At 67.4% G+C, this 12635-nt stretch carries 8 protein-coding genes; 6 read left to right on the forward strand and 2 right to left on the reverse strand.

Going from position 1 to position 12635, the window contains the following annotated elements; genetic code table 11:
* Nucleotides 1-993 precede the first annotated feature (993 nt).
* The 6 genes from RN629_RS04995 to RN629_RS05020 all read left to right on the forward strand — a co-directional run bounded on the left by RN629_RS04995 (nucleotide 994) and on the right by RN629_RS05020 (nucleotide 10173).
* On the forward strand, nucleotides 994-2136 hold the full coding sequence (locus RN629_RS04995; protein WP_407034176.1) for a succinylglutamate desuccinylase/aspartoacylase family protein: 1143 nt from the start codon (nucleotides 994-996) through the stop codon (nucleotides 2134-2136).
* Between the two features lie 129 nt (nucleotides 2137-2265).
* Entirely contained in the window at nucleotides 2266-3462 is a 1197-nt protein-coding gene (locus RN629_RS05000) for an aspartate aminotransferase family protein (protein ID WP_407034177.1), read from the forward strand.
* Nucleotides 3459-4880 (forward strand): succinylglutamate-semialdehyde dehydrogenase, encoded by a 1422-nt coding sequence (gene astD, locus RN629_RS05005; protein WP_407034178.1) that lies wholly within the window; start codon nucleotides 3459-3461, stop codon nucleotides 4878-4880. The genes RN629_RS05000 and astD overlap by 4 nt, the downstream gene beginning before the upstream one ends.
* Nucleotides 4877-5893, forward strand: coding sequence for an arginine N-succinyltransferase (locus RN629_RS05010; protein WP_407034179.1), 1017 nt, complete (start codon nucleotides 4877-4879; stop codon nucleotides 5891-5893). Before astD ends, RN629_RS05010 begins: the two co-directional genes overlap by 4 nt.
* 21 nt (nucleotides 5894-5914) lie before the next feature.
* Nucleotides 5915-7291, forward strand: coding sequence for a 2-oxoadipate dioxygenase/decarboxylase HglS (hglS, locus tag RN629_RS05015; protein WP_407034180.1), 1377 nt, complete (start codon nucleotides 5915-5917; stop codon nucleotides 7289-7291).
* Nucleotides 7291-10173: an FAD-binding and (Fe-S)-binding domain-containing protein gene (locus tag RN629_RS05020; protein ID WP_407034181.1), complete on the forward strand. Its 2883-nt coding sequence runs from the start codon at nucleotides 7291-7293 to the stop codon at nucleotides 10171-10173. The genes hglS and RN629_RS05020 overlap by 1 nt, the downstream gene beginning before the upstream one ends.
* Before the next feature lie 6 nt (nucleotides 10174-10179).
* On the opposite strand, the gene RN629_RS05025 is transcribed toward RN629_RS05020, so the two are convergent.
* Nucleotides 10180-10632, reverse strand: a complete 453-nt coding sequence (locus tag RN629_RS05025; RefSeq protein WP_407034182.1) for an Lrp/AsnC family transcriptional regulator — start codon at nucleotides 10630-10632, stop codon at nucleotides 10180-10182.
* Nucleotides 10619-12568 carry an isoaspartyl peptidase/L-asparaginase gene (locus RN629_RS05030; protein ID WP_407034183.1) on the reverse strand — a complete coding sequence of 650 codons (1950 nt, stop codon included), beginning with the start codon at nucleotides 12566-12568 and terminating at the stop codon, nucleotides 10619-10621. Before RN629_RS05030 ends, RN629_RS05025 begins: the two co-directional genes overlap by 14 nt.
* Nucleotides 12569-12635: the final 67 nt, after the last annotated feature.

A 12635-nucleotide genomic window follows, 5' to 3' on the forward strand; every position in this document is an offset into this window, starting at 1 on the left:
CTTGGGAAAGAACGGTTGCAGACGCGCCATCTGCTCATCCGTCAGCCAGTACAGGTCGCTCATCCACTCTCTCCTCACGGAGCCTGAATCAGATCGCGCCTCCCACATCAATGGGTCCTGACCCTAGCCGCGTCAACGGCCTCTTGATTTCGGCGCAAACCTGCTGCCAACATCACGCTTGATGCGCTACCAATTGGTTCTGATGCTATTCGGCCTGTTAACCGCGTGTAGCAGTGCTTCAAACCAGTCTCTGCCACCTATTGCCGATAAACTTCCGGCTGACGTTCGCGATGCCGAGCGGGTCTTCGATCAGCGAGTGCGTGCCGCTTATCCTGTGGGCTCCGCCGAGAGCGCTGTTATTTCGACACTTCAGAAGGACGGCTTTAAAATCAGCCCTCAAGGCCCTGACGGATACCGGTCGGCAGATATTCAACGAGGTAGCGCAATCTGCACAACGATATGGTCAGTGCGCTGGAAGGTTGACGCCAAGTCCATCACGGAGGTGTTCGGCGTATTTGGTCACCGATGCCCATAGACCTGCAATTTGTCCACGCCTCCTAGACTTCTGAGTGCCGTTTTGCGGTGGCGGCTGGCAAGCCCGACGCCAAGGATAATAGGCCATTGCCCGGACCTCACCTGTAATTTCCACCTGCAATGAGCAGGTGTCCACGCAAACCGACTCGATGGCACGGTTCGCTAGCCAAGGGGAGCCATCCTCCATGTCATCGCCTGATCCAGCACTCCGTTGAATGGCGATCGAGAGTGCAGCGGCACGATTTCGCGTTAGACGCCAAGGGTCGGCGGGGCAACGCCTCATACCTGCTCGACCATCGTCTCAGGATAGCTGCAAACTCACGCGGATGCGTCAGGAACCTTCCATGACGACACCCTGTTCCAGTGATGAGCAGGATGCATGAGGACATGACGGATTTTCGCTTAGCCGCATACGTAACGACATGCGAGGTCTTGATCCTGTGACCTTGGAGAACCGCCATGTTCGGATCGTTCCGTATGTTCATCCGGCCCATGCTGGCCGTCGCATTGTCGGCAGCCTTGCCTGCCGCCGCCCTGTCGAGCGAGCCGGGGGACCGGATCGACGGTTCGCCGGTGATCGAGAAGCTGGACGTCGCCGCCCTGCCCAGCGGCAAGACGCGGCTGTGGCTGCGGGTCGAAGACAATGAGGTTGGACAGGGCTATTATGTCCCGATCGTGGTGGTGAAGGGTGCACAGCCCGGCCCGCGCTTCCTTCTGACCGCGGGCATCCATGGCGACGAACTGAACGGCATCGGCGTGATCCATCAGCTGGTCGAAGGCCTCGATCCGGCGGCGCTGAAAGGAACGCTGATCGCGGTGCCGGGCCTCAACGCGCCGGGGCTGCGCAATTCGACCCGCGCCTTTACCGGCGGGCACAATGGCTCGGGCGACAATCTCAACCGCCTGATCCCCCGCGATCCGCACGCGCAGGGCGGTGAGGGCAATGCGGCAAAGCGCTACGCCGGGCGGCTATGGTCGCGTATCTTCATCGGCAATACCGATTTCGCGGTCGACCTGCATACCCAGTCGCGCGGCGGTACCTATCCGGCCTATGTCTTTGTCGCGACCTCCATCGCCAAGCGGATCGCGATGATGCTGCGGCCCGACAGCGTCTATGTGAATGCGGGCTATGACGGCGCGGTGGAGGACATGCTGAACGCCAATGCCATCCCGGCCGTCACCTATGAACTGGGCGGTGCGGAGATGTTCGACGATGCGATGATCGCACGCGGCCTGCGCGGCGTGCGCAACGTGATGATCGACCGGGGGATGCTGCCGGGCAAACCCGATCTGCGCGATCCGGAACCGTTCCTCGGCAATGTCGTGACCAATGTCGAAAGTCCGCGCGGCGGATGGGCGCATGTGCGCGTGAAGCTGAACCAATATGTGAAGAAGGGCGACGTGCTGGCGATCGTCACGGACCCGTTCGGCCGGACCATCGCCACGGTGACCGCGCCGCTCGACGCGCGGGTCGCGGGCATCGGCACCGACCCGCGCACTCAGCCCGGCGACATGGTCGTCCGCCTGTTGTCATGGGACGACAGCCTGCCCTGCAAGCGGGAAGGATGCCCGCCGACCGTCACGCCCGTCACGGCGAAATAGCGCCAGCGTGTTCATTCCGAACCGTCATCAACAGATGACGTCAATGCGTTTGGCCACGCCCATATCCGGGTCCAATAGCACCGTTGCGTGAAGCGCCCGTGCATTCCCGAATCGATGATAGGAGCCGTCATGACAGATCCCCTGATGAACCTGTACAACCGCGCGCCGATCGCGGTGGACCACGGCGAGGGCGTCTGGCTAATCGATACCGAGGGACGGCGCTATCTCGACTGCGTGGCGGGGATCGCCACCGACGCGCTGGGCCATGCCCATCCCGCTCTGGTCGCCGCGCTTATCGAACAGGCAGGCAAGCTGTGGCACGTCTCCAACATCTTCCGCATTCCGGGGCAGGAGGCGTTGGCGCGGCGGCTGGTGGATGCGTCGTTCGCCGACTGCGTGTTCTTCGCCAATACCGGCACCGAGGCGGTCGAATGCGCGATCAAGACCGCGCGTCGCTATCACCACGTCAGCGGCCAGCCGGAGCGGATCGACATCGTCGGGTTCGCCGGGTCGTTTCATGGCCGGACCTATGCCGCGATCAACGCCTCGGGCAATGCGGGCTATATGGAGGGGTGCGGTCCCCGCCTGCCGGGCTTCGTCCAGTTGTCGATCGATGATGCCGCCGCGATCGAGCAGGCGATCGCCAGCCCGACCACGGCGGCGGTGATCGTCGAGCCGGTGCAGGGCGAAGGCGGCGCGCGTGCCCTGTCGGGCGATTGGCTGCTGCGGCTGCGCGAACTGACCCGCCATCACGGCGTCCTGCTGATCCATGACGAGGTGCAGAGCGGCATGGGCCGTACCGGCACGCTCTTCGCGCACCAGTGGTTCGATGGGGCCGCGCCCGATATCATGGCGCTGGCCAAGGCGCTGGGATCGGGCTTTCCGGTCGGGGCCTGCCTGGCCACCACCGAAGCGGCCAAGGGCATGACGCCGGGCGTCCATGGCACGACCTTTGGCGGCAATCCGCTGGCCATGGCGGTCGGCATCGCTGCCTTCAACACCATCGCGAACGACGCGACGCTGGCTCATGTCCGTGCCGCCAGCGCCGATTTCTTCGAGCGGTTGGAGGCGTTGCGCAGCAGCTTCCCCGACGTGATCGCCGAGGTGCGCGGCAAGGGCCTGCTGATCGGCCTGAAGATGATCCCGAACAATCGCGCGTTCATGGGGATCGCGCGCGACCATGGCATCCTGGTCGCGGGCGGGGGTGAGAATTGCGTGCGCCTCCTCCCCTCGCTGCTGATCTCGGCCGAGGAGATTGCCGAGGCCGTCACCCGGCTGGAAGCGGCCTGTGTCGCGGCGCGCGGCATGATGGCGCAGGCGGCATGAACATGTTGACCTCCATTTGTCCGGCGACCGGCGAGACGGTCTGGTCCGGCCCGACCGCGAGCCGCGTCGATGTCGACGCGGCGGTAGCGCGCGCCCGCACGGCGTTCCGCGACTGGCGGCGGACGTCGGTAGAGGAGCGTGTGGCCATCGCCCGTGCCTATGCCGCGGTGCTGAAGGCCCGGACCCCAGACATCGCTGAACTGATCGCACGCGAAGCCGGCAAGCCCTTGTGGGAGAGCACGCAGGAGGTCGGGACGATGGTCGGCAAGGTCGCGCTGTCGATCGCCGCCCAGGCCGAACGCGCCGGGGAAAAACGCAGCGCCATGCCCTTCGGCGAGTCGGTGCTGCGCCACCGCCCGCATGGTGTGATGGTGGTGCTGGGTCCGTATAACTTCCCCGGCCACCTGCCCAACGGTCATATCGTGCCCGCCCTGCTGGCCGGGAATACGGTCGTATTCAAGCCGTCCGAGCTGACCCCGGCGGTCGGCGCGGCGATGGCGGCGGCCTGGTCGGAGGCAGGTCTTCCCGGAGGCGTGCTGAGCGTTGTGCAGGGCGCGCGCGAAACCGGCGCGGCGCTGGTCGCGGCGGATATCGACGGACTGTTGTTCACCGGATGGGCGACGACCGGCGCGCATTTCCGCCGCGCATTTGCCGAGCGGCCCGACGTCATCCTCGCGCTCGAACTTGGCGGCAACAACCCGCTGATCGCGTGGGACGGGGACGTGACCGAGGTGGCGGCGCTGATCGTCCAGTCGGCCTATATCACCACCGGGCAGCGTTGTTCCTGCGCCCGCCGCCTGATCCTACCGACCGGGACGTTCGGCGATGCGGTGATCGAGGCGGTGGCCGCGCTGATCCCGCGCCTGCCCATCGGCCGCTGGGACGAGAACCCCTATATCGGCTCCCTGATCTCCGACGCCGCCGCCGCGACCGCCCGTGCGCAGGTCACCGCGCTGGAGGCCGCCGGTGCCCGCGCCATCGTGCCGTTCGAAGGGATTGACGGGCGCAGTGCGGCCTTCGTCACGCCCGCACTGCTCGACGTGACCGGCGTGGCGGTGCCCGACGAAGAGATTTTCGCGCCCGTGCTGCAGGTCGTCCGCGTCGCCGATTTCGACGCCGCGATCATGGCGGCGAACGACACCCGGTTCGGCCTGTCCGCCGGGCTGCTGACCGGCGACGATGCACTGTGGGAGCGCTTCGTCCTCGACGCGCGTGCCGGGGTGGTCAACCGCAACCGCTCGACGACCGGCGCGGCGGGGGCGCAGCCGTTCGGTGGGATCGGCGACTCCGGCAATCATCGCCCCAGCGCTTATTATGCCGCCGATTATTGCGCCTATCCGATGGCCAGCTTCGAGGCGGCCAGCGCGGCGGGCAACTGGGACACGCTGAAAGCCGTATTGGGAGCGGGTGCCGCGTGACGATCGTCCTGCGGGCGGCCGGCGGGCATGACCTGTCGGCGCTCTATGACATGGCCCGGACCACCGGCGGCGGGTTCGTGAACCTGCCGCCGGACGAAGCGAAACTGGGCCAGCGGCTGGCCGCTGCCGATGCCGCCTTTGCGCGCGATACCGACAGCTTCGGCGTCGACCGCTTCCTGTTCGTGCTGGAGAACAGCGCGACCCGCGCGATCCATGGCACCTGCCAGATATTCTCGCATATCGGCACCGACGCGCCATTCTATAGCTATCGCATCGACCGGCATGGCGCGGACCATGGCGTGCTGGGCCGCTCGGTCGATCACACCACGCTGACCATTTGCACCGACCATGCCGGGTGCAGCGAGGTGGGCGGGCTGTTCCTGCGTGCCGATGCCCGCGCCGGGGGAGCAGGCACGCTGCTGGCGCGCAGCCGCTATTTGTTTATCGCCATGCACCGTCGTCGTTTCGCCGACCGGACCATCGCCGAGTTGCGCGGCGTGGTCGACGATGCGGGCGAAGCGCCGTTCTGGGACGGGATCGCCGCGCGTTTTTTCGGAATGGGCTTTGCCGCGGCGGATGCGTTCAACGCGGAACATGGCACCCATGTCCTGGCCGGACTGATGCCGACCACCCCCGTCCTGCTGGCGATGCTGCCCGAAAGCGCGCGGGCCGTGCTGGGCGTGCCGCACCCCTCCGGCCGCCCCGCGCTGCGGCTGCTGGAGAAGGAGGGGTTTCGGCATGACCATTATGTCGATCTGTTCGACGGCGGCCCGACCGTGACCGCCGCGACCGACGACATCGCCACCATCCGCACCGCCCGCAGCGCCGTCGTCCGGGCGGTGGGACACAGCGATACCGCCATGCCCAGCATCGCCGCCGCTGGCCGGCTGGCGGGCTTTCGCGCCTGTTTCGCGCAGATTGCCGCGCAAGATGACGGTGTCCTGCTCGACCCCGATGCCGCCCATAGGCTGGGCGTCGGGATCGGCGATCCCATCACCTTTGCCCCGCGCTAACCCCATATGTTCGAGGTGACCATGACCCGCCCCTTCACGCCCGCCGACGCCATCCGCACCCGCTTTTCCGAGGCCATGTCGGCGATGTACCGCGCCGAAGTGCCGCTCTATGGCGAGTTGCTGTCGATCGTCGCGGAGGTGAATGCCACCGTGCTGGCCGAGCGTCCCGATCTGGCGGCGGAATTGGCGGCGGCCGACGAGTTCGACCGGCTGGACGTCGAACGACACGGTGCGATCCGGCTGGGCACGGCGGCCGAACTCCACATGATGCGCCGCGCCTTTGCCGTGATGGGGATGGTTCCGGTCGGCTATTACGACCTGTCGGTGGCGGGCGTGCCGGTGCATTCGACCGCCTTTCGCCCGGTCGACGACGGGGCGCTCGCGGCCAATCCGTTCCGGGTCTTCACCTCGCTGCTCCGCCTCGAACTGATCGAGGATGCGGGCCTGCGCGCCGAGGCTGAGACGATCCTTTCAACGCGCCGGATCTTTACCGACGAAGCGATCCATCTGATCGAACGGCATGAGGCGCAGGGCGGGCTGGACGATGCCGATGCCGGTCGCTTCGTCCTGGCGCTGCTCGAAACCTTTCGCTGGCACGGCGATGCACGGGTCGATGCCGCGACCTATGACCGGCTGCATGAAGCCCACCGGCTGATCGCCGATATCGTGTCGTTTCGCGGGCCGCATATCAACCACCTGACCCCGCGCACGCTCGACATCGATGCCGCGCAAGACGCGATGCAGGTGCGCGGCATCGACGCCAAGGCGGTGATCGAGGGGCCGCCGCGGCGCGCCGTGCCGATCCTGCTGCGCCAGACCAGTTTCAAGGCGATAGAGGAGGACGTGATCTTTCCCGGCGAGCAGCCCGGCCAGCACACCGCCCGGTTCGGCGAGATCGAACAGCGCGGCGCGGCGCTGACGCCCAAGGGCCGCGCGCTCTATGACCGGTTGCTGGCGACGGCGCGGGGCGAGGCGGGGTCGCAGGATGCAAGCTATGCCGACCGGCTCGCCACCGCCTTCGCCGCCTTTCCCGACACAGTCGATGCCTTGCGCGAACAGGGGCTAGCCTGGTTCCGCTACGAACTGACCGAGGCTGGGCAGCGGCTGGTGACGACCGGCGGATGTCGGGCGGGCGACATCGAGGACTGGCTGGCGGCAGGCCATGTCCGCGCGCGGCCCATCGTCTATGAGGATTTCCTGCCGGTCAGCGCGGCGGGCATCTTCCAGTCGAACCTGGGCGGCACCGAACAGCGCAGCTATGCCGCATCGGCGGCGCAGGCCGCGTTCGAGGCGGCGCTGGGTAGCGCAGTGCAGGATGAACTCGCGCTCTATGCCGAGGTGGAGGCACGGTCCATGAGGGCCGTGCGCGAGGCCTTGCGCGGGGCGGCGGCGGCCTGATGGCGACGGTCGCCGACCTGCTACGCGCCCTGGACCGGGCGGGATTCACCGGCGATGCGGAGGACGGCATCGGCGCGCGGCAGGTCGCATCGACCGACAACAGCATCTATCAGGTCCGCCCGGCCGCCATCGTCTATCCGCGCTCCGGCGATGATGTGTCCCTGCTGGTCCGCGCCCTGCGCGACACCGACCTGTCGCTGACGCCACGGGGCGGCAATACCGGCACCAACGGCCAGTCGCTGAACGACGGGATCATCGTCGATTTCGCCCGCCACATGCGGGGCATCGGCACGTTCGACGCGGATGCGAACACGGTCACGGTCGAACCCGGGGTGGTGCTGGACCAGCTCAACGCCTTTCTGAAACCGCATGGCCGCTTCTTTCCGCCGATGGTGTCGACCGCCAGCCGCGCGACGATCAGCGGCATGGTCGCGACCGATGCGTCGGGCAAGGGATCGCGCCGCTGGGGCAAGACATCGGACTATATCGTCGCGATGGACCTGACCCTGTCCGACGGCACCTCCTGGCGCGCAGAGCCGATGACTCGGCGCGAGGCAGAGGCCATCGCGGCGGGTAGCGGCATCGTCGCCGATATTCACCGCGAAGCGCTGCGCATCGTCACGACCCGCGCCGCCGACATCGCCGCGATCTTCCCGGAGATGAACCGGGGCCTGACCGGCTATAACCTGCAAAAGACATGGGACGCCGCAACCGATCGGTTCTTCCTAGGCTATCTGCTCGCAGGGTCGGAGGGCACGCTGGCGATCACCCGCTCGATCACTTTGCGCGTCGCCCACCGTCCGAAGACGCGCGCACTGGCGGTCATCCGTTACGGTGCGTTCGACACCGCGATGCGCGACGTTCAGCGGCTGATCGCCGCCGATCCGGTCGCGATCGAAATCCTCGACGACAAGGTGCTGGGCGTCGCGCGCAGCGATATCATCTGGGCGAGCGTCGAAGGGCTGCTGGGCAGCACGGGCGACGAGCCGGTAGCGGCAATGAGTTTCGTCGAATTCACCGCCGATGACGAGGCGACGATCGAAGCCGGCCTGACCGCGCTGGCCGATATCGGCCCGCAGGGCGACATGCGGATCGTCCGTGACGAGGCCGCGATCGGCCAGCTCTGGTCCTTGCGCGAGAAATCGGTCGGGCTGCTCGCCCGGCTGGGCGGCACGCGACAGGGTATTCCGTTCGTCGAGGATACCGCCGTCCCGCCGGAAAAGCTGGCCGATTTCGTGGCCGAGTTTCGCGCATTGCTGGACGGGCACGGCCTCAACTACGGCATGTTCGGCCATGCGGATGTCGGCTGTCTGCATGTTCGCCCGTTCCTGGACCTGCGCGATCCCCAACAAGCCGCGCTGATCCGCCCGATCTCCGACGAGGTGGCCCGGCTGACCAAGGCTTATGGCGGGCTGCTCTGGGGCGAGCATGGCCGGGGCTATCGCGGCGAGTTCTCGCCCTTGTTCTTCGGCAGCCTGTACCCGGAATTGCAGGCGCTGAAGGCCGCGTTCGATCCGTACAATCGCCTCAACCCCGGCAAGCTCGCCGCCCCCGCTGGCCAGCCGATCGACCGGATCGACGCTGTGCCCCTGCGCGGAGAAGCCGATCGCCGCATCGATGCGGCGCACTCGGAAGCCTTCGACCGCGCGGTCGCCTGCAACGGCAACGGCGCGTGCTTCGCATGGGACTCCCTTGACGTGATGTGTCCGTCCTACAAGGCGACCCACGACCGTGCGCAATCGCCCAAGGGCCGCGCCTCGCTGTTGCAGGCCTGGGCACGGCTCGATTCGATCCCCCATCCGATGCCGGCTGAGGTGGCGGAACGCGACGCAATGGCCGCCGATACCCAGGCATCGCTCGCCACCTGCCTGTCGTGCAAGGCGTGTACGACGCTGTGCCCGGTCAAGGTCGACGTGCCGACGATGAAGTCACGCTTCGCCGAACGCTATTGGGGCAAGCGAGCCCGTCCCATCCGCCACCACGTCGTCGCGCGGATGGAAGCGATGCTGGCCGTGGCGCGCCTCCTGCCGGGCATCGCCAACCGCATCGCCAGCAGCGACCGGGCGAGAGCGACGCTGGAGCGCAGGCTCGGTTATGTCGATCTGCCCGCCTTCGCGGTCGCCCATCCGCGCGCGCTGCCCCCGATCGTCTCGCCCAGCAGGATCGGGAAGATGGCCGCCGACATGCGCGCGCGCACGGTCGTGCTGGTCGAGGACAGCTTCACCGCCAGCTTTGACGGCCCGCTGGCCGCGGCCGCCGCTCGGGTGCTCGCGGCGTGCGGCTACACCGTGCAGCGCCTGCCACCGCGCAACAATGGCAAGGTGCTGCACCTGCTGGGCATGAGGGACCGCTTCGCTCGCATCGCCCGTGCGCGGATGGCGGAAGTACGCGCGCTGGCCGATCTCGGGGTGCGGCTGGTCGGGCTCGATGCCGCCACCGCGCTGATGTTCGCACAGGAATTTGCCGAGATGACCGGCGACAGCGTTGAGGTCGCCGGGCTGGAGACACTGCTGGCCGAGGCGGTTCGACAGGGCCGCGTGCCTGCCGCCGCTAACGCAGTTCCGCCGCAACGCCTGCTGGGCCACTGCTCTGAACAGGCGCTGCGGCCACAGGTGCTGGCGCTCTGGGCGGAGGCGCTGGCAGGGTTCGGCATCCCCGCCGAGCCGACCAGGACCGGCTGTTGCGGCATGGCCGGGCTGTTCGGCCATGAGGCGGAGAACCAGACATTGTCGCGCGATATCTTCGCGCTCAGCTGGGCGCAGGCGACTCAGGACGATGCGATGCTCGCGACCGGCTTTTCGTGCCGCTGCCAGACCAAGCGCCTGACCGGCCGCCGCCCGCTGCACCCGGTCGAACTGATCGACCGGGTGTTGGCGAGGTAGGAACCGCTACCGCCGCAACCGGGTCGCCAGCACGACCGCCGACATGGTTCGCCCGATCCCTTCCAGCCGCCCGATCGCGTCGATCACATCGTTCAGCCGCTCCAGGCTGGGCGCCTCGACCATGGCGATCAGGTCATATTCGCCGGCGATGGCATAGATCCCGGTCAGCTCCGGGATCGCCGCCAGCGCCTCGTTCGTCTCGTCCAGCAGCTTGGGCAGCGTCGTCATCATCACATGCGCGCGCACCATGCGCCGGTCATGCGCCTCGCCCAGCCGCACGGTATAGCCGTCGATCGTCCCGTCCTGCTCCATGCGCGCGATGCTGGCATAGACATGCGCGCGCGACACGTTCAGCACATGCGCCAGTTCCGACACCGGCACGCGCGAATCCTGCCGCAACAGCGCCAGCAATCGCGCGTCCAGTTCGCGCTTCGAGGGGGTTGGGTTATCGGCCGACATCCTGTTCTCCCGCATAGATAGCGGTACGTGGGGGCTGGTCGTCCGATACGCTACCACGATACATGCCGTCGCTGTTCATCGCGAAGGCGATGTGGCCGCGTCCATCCATCGCGATCAGCCCACCATCGCCGCCGATCTCGCTCACTTCCTCGATCGTGTCGCTGGCCGCCGTGGCGATGTCCTTCCCCTTCCACTGGACCCGGTCGCAAAGCTGGCGCGCGGCGACTTGCCGGATGAAGAATTCGCCGGTGCCGGTCGCCGACACCGCGCAGGTCTGGTCCATCGCATAGGTGCCCGCCCCGATGATCGGGGAGTCGCCGATCCGGCCCCAGCGCTTACCGGTCAGCCCGCCGGTCGAGGTCGCGGCGGCCAGGTGCCCGCGCTGGTCGCGCGCCACCGCGCCGACCGTGCCGAAGCGGTGCGTCGGGTCGAGCGCCGCGTGCTGCTCGTCCTTCTTCCACTCCAGATATTCGCGCCAGCGCTTGTCGGTGCGGAAATAGGACGGATCGACCTGCTCCACCCCCTGTTCGCGCGCGAACTGGTCCGCCCCCGCCCCGGTCAGCAGGACATGGCGGCTATGCTCCATCACCGCGCGGGCGAGCACGATGGGGTTCTTGGTCGCGCTCACCCCGGCGACCGCGCCCGCGCGCAACGTCGCGCCGTCCATGATCGCGGCGTCGAGCTGGTTCTTGCCCTCCGCATCGAACACCGCGCCGCGCCCCGCGTTGAAGTTGGGATCATCCTCCAGCACCCGAACCGCCGCCTGTACCGCATCGAGGCTGCTACCGCCCTTCGCCAGCACCGCCGACCCAGCGGCCAGCGCCGCGTTCAGCCCGGCGCGATAGGCGCGCTCCTGCTCCGGGGTCAGCGATCCCTTGGGGATCACCCCCGCCCCGCCATGAATCGCCAGCGACCAGTGACCGCCGGGTGGCAGCGGCGCGTCGATCAGCTTGCCCGCGACGACCTTTGCCGTGCCGACGAATGCAGGCTTCGGCACGCTCAGCCGGTTGAGGTCGATGGTTCCGCCCGGTGCGATGCCGGTGATGCGGATATCGGCCCAGTCGAGCGGCTTGCCCGGCGTCAGCGGCGGCACCCCTTGCGGCTGCACCAGCCAGGCATGAGTGTTCGCCGGTCCGTAAAAGGTCGCGCGTCCGTCCGCCTCGACGCACAGCGTGCCCGCTTCATCGACGCCCAGTCCGATCGCGGTCGGATCACCGGTCGCGCGCGCCTTGGCCACGAAGGCGATCAGCCGACCCAGCCGGTCGCGCTCGTTGAAATGCGTGTCCGTGATGACGTGGGCCAGGCGCGGCATGTGCAGGAAATCATGCACCAGCGTCACCGCATCACCCAGCGGGTCGGACAGCGCCTTGAACGAATCGATGCTGCCCCCGTCCGTCGCGCCGTAAGCGGTCCCGCCCAGCACGGCGAGACCGGCGCTGGTGCCCCCGATCGGCTTGCCCGCAGCGACATGCGCGTCGAGCGCGCGGGCGACCGGCGTCCCCTTCCAGAAGCGGACATATTTCGCCTGGTCGCCGCCCGCCAGATAGATGCCGTCGGCCTTGGCGATCGCCGCCAGCACGCGGGGGTCGGTCGAAGCGGCGCGATCGGTGAACAGGATGGTCGATACCGACTGCACCCCGGCCATCATGGCGAACATCTCGCGTCCGCCCTCGCCGTCACCCGATGCGCGCAGGATCAGGATGTGGCCATAGCCCGCCTTCTTCGCGAACCATTGAAACGCCTGCTTGTCCCAGTCACCGCCGCCCATCAGCATCAGGCCCTGCGACGTGGTGGCGGGCCGGGGCTTGGCCGGATCGCCGGACACCAAAAAGCGGGCGCCTGCGACCGAAGCCGTTGCCGCCTGCTGCGCCGCAACAGGCACTCCCGACGCGATTCCCGCGCATATCAATGCGATGCCCGTAACATAGTGTCGCAAGGCCACACTCCCTATCAAAATAGCTATACGCTCATTCAGTTTTGAGTTTTTATATTTCAGTATGTTC

Source organism: Facivitalis istanbulensis (assembly GCF_040560405.1).
GTDB classification, from domain to species: domain Bacteria; phylum Pseudomonadota; class Alphaproteobacteria; order Sphingomonadales; family Sphingomonadaceae; genus Sphingomonas; species Sphingomonas istanbulensis.

Bases quoted from the DNA above. Each gene is read 5' to 3' on its own strand.
- RN629_RS04995 (WP_407034176.1), top strand. From the start codon at position 994: ATGTTCGGATCGTTCCGTATGTTCATCCGGCCCATGCTGGCCGTCGCA.
- RN629_RS05000 (WP_407034177.1), top strand. From the start codon at position 2,266: ATGACAGATCCCCTGATGAACCTGTACAACCGCGCGCCGATCGCGGTG.
- astD (WP_407034178.1), top strand. From the start codon at position 3,459: ATGAACATGTTGACCTCCATTTGTCCGGCGACCGGCGAGACGGTCTGG.
- hglS (WP_407034180.1), top strand. From the start codon at position 5,915: ATGACCCGCCCCTTCACGCCCGCCGACGCCATCCGCACCCGCTTTTCC.
- RN629_RS05020 (WP_407034181.1), top strand. From the start codon at position 7,291: ATGGCGACGGTCGCCGACCTGCTACGCGCCCTGGACCGGGCGGGATTC.
- RN629_RS05025 (WP_407034182.1), bottom strand. From the start codon at position 10,632: ATGTCGGCCGATAACCCAACCCCCTCGAAGCGCGAACTGGACGCGCGA.